A 13,862-nucleotide genomic window follows, 5' to 3' on the forward strand; every position below is an offset into this window, starting at 1 on the left:
AAAATCATCCTCCCTATCTCTTCGTATTCAAAGGATGATTTATCTTCATTGCAAATATTTAATCATGCGGAATATATTCTCACTTTTACTACTAGCACTAACCTTTGTTTTCGTTAAATGCTCCAGCGTGCCATTGAGCGACCGCTCGCAATTGGCGCTCATCAACAATGATAAGATCTTTCCAATGAGCTATGAGCAATATGAACAGGTGAAAAAGGAAAGTAAGATCATCACCGGAACCGAAGACGCACGTACGGTGAAACGTGTAGGTACTCGAATCCAACGTGCCGTAGAGCAATATTTTGCCGATCAGGGACAATCAAGCTACCTCAACGACTACCAATGGGAGTTCAACCTTATTGATAATGACAGCACCGTCAATGCCTGGTGTATGCCCGGAGGTAAAGTTGCTTTTTATACCGGCATCATGCCTATTTGTCAGGACGAGCTTGGCGTAGCTGTGGTAATGGGACATGAGATTGCACACGCGATAGCCAACCATGGACGGGAAAGGATCAGCCAGCAGTATGCTGCTCAGTTTGGGCTTTCCGCAGTGAGCATTATCCTCACAGGAGGCAGTGGCGGGCCTTCTATTCCAACCGAAATCATCATGCAAGGTGCAGGTGCTGCTACCTCACTCGGAATCCTGGCCTTCTCGAGAAAACATGAATCCGAAGCAGATAAATTGGGACTCTATTTTATGGCGATGGCAGGCTATAATCCGGAGGAAGCTCCAAAGTTTTGGGAACGAATGGCTGCAAACAGCGGTGGGGAAGCTCCTCCGGAGTTCGTATCTACACACCCCTCTCATGATACGAGAATTGCTGACTTAAAAGCCAATATGCCGAAGGCGATGGAATACTATAGAAAATCACAATAGTGAAGTCTACAGGAATTTATCGTTTCTTTAAATCCTTGCAATCGCTGATTGGTGGAAGAGCTAAGCGTATAAGCGACTATACAATTGCTCGATATTCCATAGCAGTAAAGGATAATGCAAGCAGGTGGTTCAAAGAACTCATTTTCCTGACACTCGGCATCTTATCAGCTGGCTTTGGGTTGCATGGATTTCTCTTACCTAATGATTTTATCGATGGTGGAGTAACAGGAATCTCTTTACTTACTCGCGTAATCACTGGTTATCCACTACCGATTCTGATAGTTATTATCAACATCCCTTTCATCGTGCTGGGATATTTTCAAATTGGGAGATCGTTCGTTTTCAAAAGTATCATCGCCATCATTGGATTGGCTCTGGCTCTGAATTTCATCCATTACCCAATTATCACCTCTGACAAACTGCTTGTTTCTGTATTTGGTGGTTTCTTTTTAGGAGCAGGTATCGGACTATCCGTAAGAGGTGGAGGAGTGTTAGACGGAACGGAGGTGTTGGCAATCTATCTGGGCAGGAAGACCGGTTTGACCATTGGTGACCTGATCTTACTTTTTAATATTATCATTTTTTCTACCGCAGCATACCTGCTTTCCATTGAAATCGCACTATACTCCATCCTGACATACCTGTCAGCTTCCAAGACCATCGATTTTGTCATTGAAGGGGTAGAAGAATACATTGGTGTCATCATAATCTCCAAGCGCAGTGAATCGATAAGGGTGATGATTACTGAAAAGATGGGGCGAGGCGTTACCATATATCAGGGACGGTCCGGATATGGTAAACGTGAAGATCTTGCTGAATCAGAAATCCTCTACTCGGTGATAACCAGACTTGAAATTGGTCGCATGCAAAACGAAGTAAAATCCATCGATCCCCAGGCTTTTATTGTGATGAATTCTGTGAAAGATCTAAAGGGCGGTATGATTAAAAAACGACAGTTTAAGGAGCATTAGGGTTCGGGTCAAACTGATTGTTCAATCATTTGAAGAATTGAAAACCATAACAATTTCACTGCTCTTTTCCATTCAGAATGTAATCATGTAGCTATGAAAATAAACCCATTAATACCTTTCTTCTACTTGGCATTAGCTAGTTGTGGTACAGGTCATGCCCCATTGCAGGATGTTGATGGTAACCAATATCGAACAAAAAGATATGGAGAAGCAGTCTGGATGCTTGAAAACCTGAGAGCTACGAAGGATAAAAAAGGTAATGACATTACTTTCTATTACCCCAATAGGGACTCTACTACCACACAAGAGTATGGACTTCTTTATGATTTTGAAACAGCATGCAAAGTATGTCCTGAAGGATGGAGGCTACCCTCTATCCAAGACTGGGAAAACTTATTCAATCTAAGGAATCAGAATGACGCGCGACTTTTTAAAGACAAACGGTTCTGGACAAGTGGCGCAAACTCAAACGAGAGTGAGTTTTCTGTGAGACCAGCAGGTTACGGTAATATCGAGCATCCAAATAATTTCAATAAATCCGCAATTTTTTGGTCATCTAGTAAGGAAGACGAGCACTTCATCTGGACATTTATCTTAGAAGATGATACAGATTCCATAAGAAAGGCTTCCCAACATCCGGAGTATGCCTTTTCTGTTAGATGTGTTAAGGATGATCAATAAGACAGATAAAACTAAAGCACATCTTTCATAAAAATCACTCGAACTGACTTTCCTCCAACCCAGGTATGATCTTACATGCGTTTTTGTAGTAGACTTTCTTCAAGACTTCATCCGAAAGACCTAAACCATACATTCTCCAAAAAGCGTGATACTTTTTGTAATATGGAAAATACTCATCCTCTGTTTCCAGTACTCTGAAATACGTCCAGAATTCCTCAGGATTGTAAGCATCCTTTCCGAATAGCAATCGATCCTGGTATTTCTCGAAAAACTCGTTCGCTCGTCTTGGCTGACGGCCAAATTCCGCAATCACTGCACCAATCCCAAAATAAACATTAGGGTAGGTATCCAGATGTTCACCTGCTTTGTCCAGGTCATTCGCCATCCAGCCCATGTGTGCATTCACAAAGGTGGTGTTTGGGTGCTTTCTAAAAACGTTGTGCTGTTCGGCTATGATCTGCTCAAACGGAGCAGGATCATCCGCTCCCCTTTTCCTGCCTGGTCGCAATTTCAACTCCAGCCACCGCTCATTGTCTGCATCCATGGGATCCCAAAATGGTGCAGGATCTGCTGCATGAATTAAAACAGGAATGCCCAGCTCACCACACTTAGCCCAGATAGGATCAATCCGCGGATCATCTATAGCCACTCTATTTCCATTAATATCCGTATTCCTAAGCCCAAGACTTTTGTAAATTTTTAATCCCCTTGCACCAGCGGCCACATCCTCTTCCAGCTCCTTTACCGCATTTTCCGTCCAGCCTTCTGTTCCAATGTCTTTAAATGATACGTTAGTAAAAACGATGATCTTATTGGGCGCTTCCCCTTCTACTCTCCTCACCATTCCTGCCAGGTATTCCTGGCTGCCAATATCTCCAGCCTCTCTATTGAATCCTCTTCCACTCAGATTAACCATGGCTCCCATATTCAATTCCTTCATCTCCTCCGTTAGTGAAGCGATTCGTTCTTTCGTCAGGTTCCATTGATGACTGTGAATGTCCACGAAAGGAAACTTTGCTCGCTTAACAGGATTTTCAGGTACCACCAATGTAGACGTTGGGTTGTACTCCTCAAAGCTCATCGTCTGCTGTCCATCCTGAGCAAGAGTGATAGAAGAAACAAATAAAAGAACTGCTGCGATTTTTTTCATGCGTTTTGGTTTAGTAATGGCAATAATACAAAATGTCCACCCGCATCGAAACGAGTGAATCATTCAATTGGTTTTATTTCCATTTTAGCTGGTTAATTTTACCCCCTATGGAGCGACCGGAATTTGACGATATTTTTATGGAGCTGGCAGTAAACCTGGCCAAGCGATCACATTGCATCAAACGACACGTAGGTGCCGTACTCACCAAAGACACACGAATCATTTCCATTGGATACAATGGACCACCATCCGGCACGCACAACTGTGATGAAGAATGGCCTGAGAAAGGATGTGACAGAGACTCGAAAGGTGGCTGCTCTCTGGCGATCCATGCAGAGCAAAATGCATTGCTCTATGCGGTGAAAAATAAAACGGAAGTAAAGGGTGCCACGCTTTATGTCACCCTCTCTCCATGTCTGGCTTGCGCCCGCATCATCTTCACCATGGGGGTAGAAAAGGTGATCTACTTAAAATCCTATGCTGAGCATAAAGGCATCCCTAACGATGAAGGAGTTGATTTCCTAAAGAAATTTGGAGTGGCTGTTGAGAAATATGAAGGTCACCTGGATAATGTGAGTGAGCTGGTGTAAGGTCAAACCTTTACGAAAAGTGAAGCCAAACTCATTAATACCTAATTTCGTATTTTTACTACATGAGCAGAGAAGAAGTGAAATCGGCTATCAACGAACTTTTGGAAAACACTCCTGAAAAGGTGTTGAATGAGGTTTTTGAATATTTAAAGGCCGTTGAATCAAAATCAGAGAAATCTATTTCACTTTCTCAGAATTTAAGAAGAATCCTGACTGAGGATAAAAAGCTTCTCGAACGTCTGGCTCAATGATTTCCGAAAGAGAGGTCTTCGAAATTCATTCCATCCTTATTGAACGTTTTGGAGGGTCAAACGGAGTAAGAGACTCAGAACTTTTAAACGCTGCAATAAACAGACCTTTCCAAACATTTGATGGTAATGAACTCTATCCTGAACCGATCGATAAGGCAGCAGCGATTCTTGAAAGTATTGTCAAGAATCATCCATTTGTATATGGAAACAAACGAACTGGCTATGTCCCTTGCTCGACTATTTCTGATGAATGAACAACAGGACATCAAGGCTACTGAAGAACAGAATTCATACTATCAATTTCAACAGGTCAACTGAACTACGATCAGATAAAGGATTGGCTTGAACGGCATAGAGGGTAACAAAACCCGCTTTAAGGTATATTTGAATAGTTGATCAATAAATACAATGCAAAAAGAATCACAAACTCCTAAGACTTCAGAACCAATTAATGCCATTAGAGTGATTCACTTCGCAATACTAATGGGTGCGCTTATATTCGGAGGCCTGGTCTTTGTTTTAATTAATGCTAGTTCCACATTAACAGATTCAGAGAACCTTTTGATTTATGTACCAATAATATCAGCTTTGATTGCTCTTCCTGCATCTATTAAACTTTTTAACAATAAGATTCAGGACGGAATAGCACCAGGCGTAGAACTGAAAAACAAATTGATGACTTTTCAATCAGCTCACATTATTCGAATTGCTCTGCTTGAAGCTGTTGCCTTACTCTCAGTTATTACTTGTTTGCTCACTAATACATCAGTGAACTTTATCACTTTTCTTCTAATCATCTTTTATTTGGTGTTGCTATTTCCAACATCATCTAGAGTTGCTGAACACTTACACCTATCCAATTCTGAGCGAATTCAATTGGAAAGTGATTAAGTAGGCTAACACACCCCACCTCACAAGTACCCTCTACTAGCGCAAGCATCATACCGTGGTTAAAGCCAAACGATGATTAGTTTTATAAAAATTGAATTAATAAGTTAGAAACTTAAAAGTTTTAAGAATCCTCGTCTACGCGACGGTTGCAAACAAGGACTAGATAAGGGAAATGACGACAGAAATCACACGTTCGATAAAACAACTAGTCGATTTGACCGAATCGGAAATTTCTGAATTTACAGAAGTGGCCAAGATCAAGGCCTATGAGGCAAATTCCAATTTCATAAAAGCTGGTCAAATCCCTAAAAAATTTGGTTTCGTTTTAAGTGGACTATTTCGTTACGTTTACCTCTCCGAAGACGGGAAAGAATTTACCAAAGTATTTATGCCGGAAGGGAGCTTTATCAGCTCCTATTCTGCAATGATTTCAAAAACACCCTCTTATTTCTTTATTGAGGCAATTGAAAATTCAGAAGTTCTTGAAATCCCATTCTATAGTTGGCAAAACTTATTAAGCACCAACCCCAAATGGAATGGCTTATTAATTAAACTTCTGGAAAAAGGTTATACAACAAAAGAAAAAAGGGAACGAGAATTCTTGTTGTTGGATGCGGAAAACAGGTACAGGATATTTTTGGATGAATATAAAGATTTAGAAGGTCGTGTTAAGCAACATATGATTGCTTCCTATCTTGGAATTACACCAATAGCTTTGAGCAGAATCAGAAAAAAGATGAGCGAATAAACCTATGTTAATGTGGATGGATTTTTAGCTAAATAACTTTGTAGAAACAATGATCTTCAAAGTATGAAAAAGCTAATTCCACCAATTTTATTCCTGCTGTGTATTGCTACTATGGTGCTAATTAAAAACCTAATAGTCATTCAGGAAATAATCCCAAATCCGTTTAATTATTTTGGAATAGCACTTATCTCAACAGGATTATTTATAACCATAAAGGTTAGCAAACAGTTTAGCAAAATTGATACGGAAATCCACACCTTTAAGAAGCCAAGAAAACTTGTCACATGCGGACTTTTCCAGGTTAGTAGAAATCCTGTTTATCTCGGCTTTACAATAAGTTTATTGGGAGTTTGGATACTTTTAGGTACTATTCTTCCAATAGTTGGGTGCTTAATTTTATTGTAACCACGAATTATTACTACATTCCATACGAGGAAAAAACAATGGAAAAAATCTTCGGAACTGACTATAAAAGTTATAAATCAAAGGTAAGAAGGTGGATCTAAAACTACCCCCTCTCCCGTCCGCATTTGTAACCGGATCGTGCAGTTGATGCCTAAACCATAAGCATTTGCATTGCACCCCCACTTAACACCCTTTTCATACTCTCTCAACAATGGATTAATGAGGGATTTGTAATTTTCAGGTATGAAAAAGACCATCTACTTCACCATCCTGTTTCCTTTCATGCTCTTCGCTCAGCAGGCAGATGTGACCGTCAGCAAGGCAATCAACCAGATTGCGTTTGGCTCCTGCAGTCAGCAAAATCTAACAAACAACCAGCTATGGGCAGAAATAAACGCCATCAATCCCGATCTGTGGATCTGGCTGGGAGATAATGTCTACTCAGATGGAGTAGATATGAACCAGCGAAGAAAGGACTATGACCTGCAAAAGTCCCACCCGGACTATCAGCAGTTGCTAAAGCAAACGGAGGTAATCGGTATCTGGGATGATCATGACTTTGGCTTGAATGATGGTGGCAGGGAATATCCCATGAAAGATGAGAGCAAGGAAGAGCTCTTTCGCTTTTTGGATGTGCCCGATGATCACCCAGCGCGGGCAAGAAAAGGTGCCTACCAATCATACACATATGCAAGTACGCAAGGTACGTTGAAGATCATCCTGCTGGATGCACGCTACTTTCGGGACTCCCTAAAGTGGAACAATCCAGGAACCGCGGAAAAAGAAGCGCTGGTAAATGAAAATGGAGATGTATTGGGTGAAGCTCAATGGAAATGGTTCAAAAAACAACTGAGTGAAAAGGGAATAGATCTATTCATCGTCGGCACAGGCATACAGGTGATCCCTACTGAGCACCGCTGGGAAAAGTGGAGCAACTTCCCAACAGCCAGAAAAAGACTGATGAAGGTGATCGGCGGTGCAAATGCCCCACTCGTTTTTATATCCGGAGACCGGCATTTATCAGAAGTATCCAGAATGGAAATCGACGACTTCCCTTATCCTGTATGGGAGTTTACCTCCAGCAGCCTCAACAGCCCCAGTGGGCTAAAAGAAGACCTCAATAAATACCGAGAGGGTGACAAGATCCACGTTCCAAATTTTGCCGGCATGGAAATAGACTGGGAGACAGAAAAACCTGTTTTGCAGCTGCGTTATTACGGCAAAGACAATGTAGAGCTGGGGCAGCATAGCATCCGATTTGAATAAAAAAACCCTCCCGCTTTGCAGCTAAGGAGGGTAACCAACTTACTCAAAGTAATCCTTTAAAATTCACCGCCTCCATCTCCAAAATCTTCATCTTCTCTGTTTCCACCATCACGGTTACGCTGTTTCTTCTGGTTTAGTCTGTATGTAAAAGAAATGACTGCAGTAGGTCCTTTTCTCCATTGAAATTCAGAATATGAAGTAAACGTATCTGTGATTGTTTCCCCTCTATAGTTTCTTGTATTGAACACATCTCTCACATTCATAGAGATGGTGCCATTATTTTTAAATACATCTCTGGAAATTCCTAAATCCATGCTACTAATGGACTTTCGTGTACCTTGTGGCGTGTTTTGAGGAGCACGGTACCACCATGTCATTTGCGCATTAAATAGCTTACTGTTTCGATAGTAAGCACCCATTCGTGTGGATACCGTGGTTGCTTCGGCAGAGAGGGTCTCTCCTCCATCAGTTTTGGAGTTGTAGAAATTAATGTTTGAGGTCATCCGAAATGCCTTCGTAAAATCATGCGAAATATTTGCCTCGATACCAATGTCATTGCTCACGGCCAGATTTTCAGGTCTGCGGATGGTTACGCCCTCCTCCCCTTGCAGTTGGATGCGCTGTACCACATCCGTTGTATGCCTGTAATAAACTCCCATGTAGATGCTGGAAGATTTCCTGTTTTGAAGGATACCTACCTCATAGGAATCTGTAAACTGCGGCTGTAAGTTTGGATTTCCTGTGTATAGACTCAATGGATTGCTATATGTAAGAAATGGATTCAGGTTTCTGAAACGTGGACGTGAAATTCGTCTGCTGTAGCTCATCTGCACCGAGGAGATGTCGCTGTAGCGGTAAGTAAGACTAGCGCTTGGGAAGAAACTCCAATAGTTTTGATTATTGGATTCACTGGTTTGGATCAGTAAAGTTTCCATATCGGTATGCTCTGCCCTCAATCCCAGCTGCCATGAAAAGAGCTCATACTTATTGCTTAGAATAGCATAAGTAGCAAAGACCCGTTCTTCAAATTTAAAATCGTTAGTAAGGCTGGACACTTCCTCAAACGTGCCGCTATTCGTAGAATCTGACTCTACCACATAATCATTGAAAATAGAGCGTCCATTGTACCGCATTCCCACCTCAAACTTTGCCGCCTTGCTAAATGGGTGGATGTAATCAATCTGATAAAGTGAGCGTTCTTCTCCATTGTCATTTTGCGAACGCTGAATCAACTGCTCACTGCTGGCATCTGGGTAGGTAGTGACATCATCAAAAGCAGATATCTCCGTCTCTTCACTATCCTGAAACTGGACGTTTACTGAAAGTTTTTGTCCGCTTCGTTTAAAGTCACGATTAAACAAGACTTCATATTGCCAGTTTATATCATCCTCATCCTCATCATCCAGGCGGAAGCGATTTGCAAACTCATTTTCGTTTCGATCCAGAAAGGTGTATCCGGTTTCGGTAATGTTGTTGCCATCTGAATTTCGGTAAGAAGCCGAAAGGGTCAATACGTTTTTAGGATTGAAATAAATATCAGATCCAAATCGGATATTCTGAGAAAGGCTTTTTCGCTCTCGTTCGTTATCCTGATAAATGTAATAGGTAGAGTCAGTTGCCGGATTGTCAAAATAGTTGTCTGTAAATCCTTGTCCGGGAGATTTTCGGTACGTCACCCCATAGTTTACAAACCAGTTGATCCAGCCAGTACGATAGTTTACATTAAGGCTTCCACCATTATTGGCAGGATATCCGGCCTGCACTTGAAAGCTCCCATTGAATCCTTTCGCTCGATCCTTCTTTAGAATAATGTTAATAATTCCTGCTCCTCCTTCAGCATCATACCTGGCAGATGGATTTGTTATAATTTCCACTCGCTCTACAATGTTTCCTTGCAGCTGCTCCAACCCTCCAGATCCTGACAATCCAATAAGACCTGAAGGCTTGCCATCCACCAGAATTTGCACATTCTCGCTCCCCCTGAGAGAGACATTTCCATCCACATCAACCTCTATAGAAGGCAAATTGGCAAGCAAATCAGAAGCACTTCCTCCCAGGTTACTCAGATCTTTTCCAATATTGTATACTTTTTTGTCTAGTGTAAGCTCCATTTCTGTACGCTCGCCCTGCACCACTACCTCATCAAGCAACGTTTCATTTTCACGTATCTCCACATTGCCTGCATTATAAACCGGATTCGCCTTAGAGACTTTAATCCCTGAAAGCATTACATCTTCAAATCCCATAAACTGAATTCTGATGTAATATGCTCCGGGCTTTACCGGCACATTAAAAGTTCCAGTTACATCTGTCAACCCACCGGTGACCAATGAAGAATCTGTTTCATTAAAAATGCTTACCGTGGCAAACTCCACCGGTTCACTAGTACCCGAAAGTATAAGCTTGCCTTTTATAGCAAACTTAGGAGCCGCGACTTCCTTTGGAGCCTGGCTATATGCACCAACCAACAGTGCTAATAAATAGATAATAAATAACAGTCCTTTTCCTTTCATAATGCAAATCAAACACCACTCTTTGAAGCATGTTTGAGTGAAATTTGAAGCAATTCTGAAGTTTTAAAAATCTTTCTACCTGCGGTTAAAACTGAATATGAATGGTATGTAAATCACCCCTATTCTGATAGCTGATGGAGTAATTGTAGAAATCACAGATCTTTTTAACGATGGCCAAACCAAGCCCCATAGATTTTGCACTTTGATTTGACTTTTTAAATCGTTCAAAAAGCTCATCTCCGGGAATATCAAGCGTATGTCCTGTGTTGGAGATTTCCAAGGTATCTTCACTCAGAGACACTTCAATCTTGCCGCCTTCCCAATTATGTCGAATCGCATTATTGATCAGGTTGGTTAAAAGGAGCTCAATTAATACTAAATCTGCCTGTATGACCAGATTTCCAACTAAACTTATCTTCAGCTCAATGGACTTCAATTCAATCAGCTCTTTAAACTCCTCCAGGATGTTAGTCAGTGTTTCTGACAATTTGATTTCAGAGATATTGGCAAACTCCTGATTCTCTATTTTGGTCAAGAGTGCCAGTGCGTTACTAAGGTTGCTGAGCCTTTTGATGGTGTGCTGCGCATAAGTGATTTGCTCTATTTGTTCTTTGGTTAAGTTGTCCCCATCCATCAGAACCTCCAGTTTACTCTGCACGATAGCGATGGGCGTCTGAAATTCATGTGAAGCGTTTTCCGAAAATTCCTTCAATGACTGGTAGTCGGATTTCACCTTCCTGGTCATTTCGTCTAAAAAGCGATTGAGTCGTTTGAACTCACTGACGGTTGATTTTGGAAATTTTAGTTTTTGATCGGGCTTAGTCAGAGAAAAGTTCTTAATGACTTCTAGAGTGAGGTTGAACGGTCGAAGAATATAATAAGAAGCCAGAAAGCCAATAATAATTACAGCACCGAGTAAAATCAGATACATGGTGACTAGGGACTCCACCAGTCCATCACGGATATCATCAGGTTCGATAATGATATCATACAGGCTTATCCAATAGCTTGAGCCATTAACATTCCGGACTGCATCCAATCGGAGGTGAGGTTCCATGCGCTCCAGCTGACTATGCATGACAAGCGTATCCGAAAAAGTCGTAGATTCCTCTTCCTTATAATTTAATCTGACAATAATGAGTTTGGTCCAGCGGAGAGTATCTTCTACGGGCCTGGTAGCCAATCTGTTTTCCACACGATCAAGACGTTCCGTCAAAAACCTGCGCTGTTCATAATTCACCTCTCGCATCATTACATTGAAGCTGATCACTCCTCCGACCAGAAATACAATGAGTGATACAAACACAAACAATATGGTAATCCTTATGATCAGGTTCATTCTTCGTCCTTCATTTTATACCCCGCTCCGTATACCGTTTTCAGGTAGTCTTTTCCGCCTGCATTCATGATTTTCTTTCGAAGGTTTTTAATATGCTGATAGACAAAATCGAATGAATCCATGGTATCCATATAGTCACCCCAGAGGTGTTCCGCAATAGCTTGTTTGGTTAACAATCGGTTATGATTAACCACAAAATAATGCAGCAGCTCGTATTCCTTCCGTGTCAGATCCAATGTGGTGCCATTCACAGTCACCTCGTGGTTTTCCAGGTTCAGCTCAATCTCATTGAAACTCAATGAACGTTTACCCTCCTGCTTTCTCCTCCTGAAAATAGCATTTGCCCTGGCATTTAGCTCTGCAAGATGAAAAGGTTTAGGGAGGTAATCATCTGCCCCCAGCTCCAGGCCGTGCAATTTATCATTGAGCGCATTTTTTGCAGAAATGATCAGCACTCCCATATCCGGCCAGTTTTCTTTAACCACTTTGAGTAGGGACAGTCCGTCACCATCGGGTAGCATCAGATCCAGCAGTAGCACATCATAAGAGAAAGCGTACAGTTTTTCTGTTGCTTTTGAGAAGTTGGATGCCACTTCACATACATCACCTTCTTTCGAAAAGTAATTCCGAACGCTAGAGGCCAGCTCCTCCTGATCTTCAACTAGCAACAGTTTCATAAAGCAAACATAATGGGGCTTTTTGAAGCAATTTTGAAATTAAATAAAACAAAAAAAGCCGTTTCTCTTTATGAAACGGCTTTGAGATAACTCGGAAGTGAATTACTGCTTGTCTTTCATCTCATCCTCGTACTCTTTGATCTGCTGTTCAATCTTGGCTTTGTCACCAACAATCACCATCGTCATATCATCTGGTCGGATATATTTTTTGGTCATCTCGCTTACCTGCTCAGGAGTCACCGCGTAGATGTTCTTCACTCGTTCGGTTAAGAATTCCTCAGGCAGATCATATGTATTTAAATAAGAAAGCTGACCAATGATCCCTCCCCGTGTAGAGTTTTGCAACACATAGATGCCAGCCTGATAATTTTTGATTCCATCAAGCTCCTCCTTGGTTGGAGCTTCATCCTGCAATCGATAGATCTCCTTGGTAATCTCCCTCAGAGCTGGACCGGTTACATCTGTTGTTACATCCGCCAGTTCGTACCAGATGGATGATCGATAACGATCCGTCACGGTACTGAAAGGTGAATAGGTATATCCTTTGTCCTCACGAATATTACTTGTAATACGAGATCCGAAAGAACCTCCAAGCAAGGCATTAGTGACGCTCATAGGAATATAATCGGGATTTGACGGATCCGGAACTGGCAAACCAACAATCAATGTGGACTGTGGTGCGTCGGGGCGATCAATCATCTGAATCTCTGCAGCGGTCTTGGGCTCTGCAATTGGATATTCCGCAGGAACTCCTGCTCTCCATGATTCAAATGAGTTTGCAATCGATTCCTTTGCTTTAGCAGCATCAAACTTTCCAGCTACATAAATAGTGGTTCGCTTTGCTCCAAAATTTTGCTGATAAAAGGATTTGATTTTATCTACCGTGTAGCTATCCAACATTTCATCGGTAGGAAAGTACCTGCCATACGGATGATCCGGATAAATCGCGGCATAAAACTGCTCATAGGCCTGTGGCTGTGGCTGAGTCTTTTGGATACTCAACTGTCGCTTACGGTCACTCACTAGCCGCTCCAATTCATCTTCCGGAAAAGCAGGATTCATTAGGACATCTGCTAAGACCTCTATGGCCTGCGGCACATATTCATACAATACAGAAACGCTTAATGTGGTGGAATGCTGGCCAACACCAATAAATAGGTTTCCTCCCATTCCGGCCAGCTTATCCGCAATCTGATTGCCATCCATATTAATGCTGCCTTCCTCCATTAAATCAGACACAAGATCTGATAACCATACCTCATCAGCTTGCTCATTGATATTCCCGGTCTTCACCGTGATTTGAATGGTCGCTTTCGGGATCGAACCCCAAGGTACCATTACAGCAGACATTCCATTTTCCAGGGTGAAGGTCTCCTTTTCAGGAAGTGTAAACCCTTTGGGTTCTCCACCCGGTGGTGGTGTTTCTTTTTCTTGATCCTGAGCCATCCCGCAAACAGGAAGCAAGGACAGCAATAGTATATTTCTTATCGTGCGTATCAT

15 protein-coding genes are annotated in these 13,862 nt (G+C 41.8%); 10 read left to right on the forward strand and 5 right to left on the reverse strand.

Annotation, left to right across the window (positions count from 1 at the left end):
• Positions 1 to 64 precede the first annotated feature (64 nt).
• The 3 genes from ACP14Y_RS02930 (at position 65) to ACP14Y_RS02940 (ending at position 2,532) form a co-directional block, all read left to right on the forward strand.
• Positions 65 to 880, forward strand: a complete 816-nt coding sequence (locus ACP14Y_RS02930; protein ID WP_424961478.1) for a M48 family metallopeptidase — start codon at positions 65 to 67, stop codon at positions 878 to 880.
• Entirely contained in the window at positions 880 to 1,851 is a 972-nt protein-coding gene (locus ACP14Y_RS02935; protein ID WP_424961479.1) for a YitT family protein, read from the forward strand. The genes ACP14Y_RS02930 and ACP14Y_RS02935 overlap by 1 nt, the downstream gene beginning before the upstream one ends.
• 93 nt (positions 1,852 to 1,944) lie before the next feature.
• Positions 1,945 to 2,532: a fibrobacter succinogenes major paralogous domain-containing protein gene (locus ACP14Y_RS02940; RefSeq protein WP_424961480.1), complete on the forward strand. Its 588-nt coding sequence runs from the start codon at positions 1,945 to 1,947 to the stop codon at positions 2,530 to 2,532.
• 34 nt (positions 2,533 to 2,566) lie between these two features.
• On the opposite strand, the gene ACP14Y_RS02945 is transcribed toward ACP14Y_RS02940, so the two are convergent.
• Positions 2,567 to 3,682 (reverse strand): amidohydrolase family protein, encoded by a 1,116-nt coding sequence (locus tag ACP14Y_RS02945; RefSeq protein WP_424961481.1) that lies wholly within the window; start codon positions 3,680 to 3,682, stop codon positions 2,567 to 2,569.
• A 107-nt stretch (positions 3,683 to 3,789) separates the two neighbouring features.
• Here ACP14Y_RS02945 and ACP14Y_RS02950 point away from each other — a divergent pair, with 107 nt between their 5' ends.
• The 7 genes from ACP14Y_RS02950 to ACP14Y_RS02980 all read left to right on the forward strand — a co-directional run bounded on the left by ACP14Y_RS02950 (position 3,790) and on the right by ACP14Y_RS02980 (position 7,833).
• On the forward strand, positions 3,790 to 4,272 hold the full coding sequence (locus tag ACP14Y_RS02950; protein ID WP_424961482.1) for a deoxycytidylate deaminase: 483 nt from the start codon (positions 3,790 to 3,792) through the stop codon (positions 4,270 to 4,272).
• 62 nt (positions 4,273 to 4,334) lie between these two features.
• Positions 4,335 to 4,523 (forward strand): hypothetical protein, encoded by a 189-nt coding sequence (locus ACP14Y_RS02955; RefSeq protein WP_424961483.1) that lies wholly within the window; start codon positions 4,335 to 4,337, stop codon positions 4,521 to 4,523.
• Positions 4,520 to 4,777 carry a type II toxin-antitoxin system death-on-curing family toxin gene (locus ACP14Y_RS02960; RefSeq protein WP_424961484.1) on the forward strand — a complete coding sequence of 86 codons (258 nt, stop codon included), beginning with the start codon at positions 4,520 to 4,522 and terminating at the stop codon, positions 4,775 to 4,777. The genes ACP14Y_RS02955 and ACP14Y_RS02960 overlap by 4 nt, the downstream gene beginning before the upstream one ends.
• Before the next feature lie 154 nt (positions 4,778 to 4,931).
• A complete protein-coding gene (locus ACP14Y_RS02965) occupies positions 4,932 to 5,414 on the forward strand; it encodes a hypothetical protein (protein ID WP_424961485.1) in 483 nt (160 codons plus the stop codon).
• A 172-nt stretch (positions 5,415 to 5,586) separates the two neighbouring features.
• Entirely contained in the window at positions 5,587 to 6,162 is a 576-nt protein-coding gene (locus ACP14Y_RS02970; protein ID WP_424961486.1) for a Crp/Fnr family transcriptional regulator, read from the forward strand.
• A 63-nt stretch (positions 6,163 to 6,225) separates the two neighbouring features.
• On the forward strand, positions 6,226 to 6,567 hold the full coding sequence (locus tag ACP14Y_RS02975; RefSeq protein WP_424961487.1) for a methyltransferase family protein: 342 nt from the start codon (positions 6,226 to 6,228) through the stop codon (positions 6,565 to 6,567).
• Between the two features lie 243 nt (positions 6,568 to 6,810).
• Positions 6,811 to 7,833 carry an alkaline phosphatase D family protein gene (locus ACP14Y_RS02980; RefSeq protein WP_424961488.1) on the forward strand — a complete coding sequence of 341 codons (1,023 nt, stop codon included), beginning with the start codon at positions 6,811 to 6,813 and terminating at the stop codon, positions 7,831 to 7,833.
• Between the two features lie 56 nt (positions 7,834 to 7,889).
• Here the strand turns inward: ACP14Y_RS02980 and ACP14Y_RS02985 are convergent, their stop codons facing one another.
• The 4 genes from ACP14Y_RS02985 to ACP14Y_RS03000 all read right to left on the reverse strand — a co-directional run bounded on the left by ACP14Y_RS02985 (position 7,890) and on the right by ACP14Y_RS03000 (position 13,862).
• Positions 7,890 to 10,346, reverse strand: a complete 2,457-nt coding sequence (locus ACP14Y_RS02985) for a TonB-dependent receptor domain-containing protein (protein ID WP_424961489.1) — start codon at positions 10,344 to 10,346, stop codon at positions 7,890 to 7,892.
• A gap of 85 nt (positions 10,347 to 10,431) precedes the next feature.
• On the reverse strand, positions 10,432 to 11,685 hold the full coding sequence (locus ACP14Y_RS02990) for a sensor histidine kinase (RefSeq protein WP_424961490.1): 1,254 nt from the start codon (positions 11,683 to 11,685) through the stop codon (positions 10,432 to 10,434).
• The gene (locus ACP14Y_RS02995; RefSeq protein ID WP_424961491.1) at positions 11,682 to 12,362 is read right to left on the reverse strand and encodes a response regulator transcription factor; all 681 of its coding nucleotides are present in this window, start codon (positions 12,360 to 12,362) and stop codon (positions 11,682 to 11,684) included. The genes ACP14Y_RS02990 and ACP14Y_RS02995 overlap by 4 nt, the downstream gene beginning before the upstream one ends.
• Before the next feature lie 102 nt (positions 12,363 to 12,464).
• Positions 12,465 to 13,862: a M16 family metallopeptidase gene (locus tag ACP14Y_RS03000; protein ID WP_424961492.1), complete on the reverse strand. Its 1,398-nt coding sequence runs from the start codon at positions 13,860 to 13,862 to the stop codon at positions 12,465 to 12,467.

Origin of the sequence: Ekhidna sp. (genome assembly GCF_965247405.1) — a bacterium.
In the GTDB taxonomy this organism is placed as follows: domain Bacteria; phylum Bacteroidota; class Bacteroidia; order Cytophagales; family Cyclobacteriaceae; genus Ekhidna.